The following is a 615-nucleotide window of genomic DNA, read 5'->3' on the forward strand; positions in this document are numbered from 1 at the left end:
GGCATAAAACATAAAAACCACCATTAGGCGAGGTGATGCCATGAATCACACACTCACTGCCTACACCGCCAAGATACTGGCAGCACTGTGTTATTTTTCCAAGACAGGCCGCAAGTGCTGCTCCTTTATCAGTGGTCGTATCCAGTTTTTTAATATAAATCCCAGGATAGCCGATGTCTTTGCCATCAATAACCACATCAGGAATCGTCTTCTCTGCATTATCGCGCTTGAGTGCATAAAATTGCTCTCTATTTTGGGGACTGATGCCGTTTTGAATTAAGATTTGTTGGGCTGCGCTATGTTCTTGTTGGTACTTGGCATAAAAGGCTTCCAAAACAATCATATCAGCATGCGCCAAAGGTAATCGTCCTTGGCAAAGAAAGACGAGTTGTGTTTGCAGCTCAAATAGGCGTTGACTGCATACTTTCAGCTGTTCTTCACGCGCCATTCGTTCTTCCGGATTAGTCAAGGGCTTTTTCTTAAGTTGCTTATATTGTCTTGCTACCGTAGCGAGTTCCTTTTTGACCTCTTGAATTTTATCCCTTGTTTCTGCATCGAACTTTTGGCCTTTTTGTTTCGTTGCTTTCTTGCCCATTTTTCCCAGAGACTCAATGG

At 43.3% G+C, this 615-nt stretch carries 1 protein-coding gene; it reads right to left on the bottom strand.

The genetic code is table 11. From position 1 onward, the window contains the following. Positions 1-595 (bottom strand): anticodon-binding domain-containing protein (locus tag Lsan_RS12905; protein ID WP_157068311.1); only part of this gene is annotated, 595 nt, incomplete at its 3' end. Positions 596-615: the final 20 nt, after the last annotated feature.

The sequence above is a fragment of the Legionella santicrucis genome (assembly GCF_001468135.1).
GTDB lineage: Bacteria > Pseudomonadota > Gammaproteobacteria > Legionellales > Legionellaceae > Legionella > Legionella santicrucis.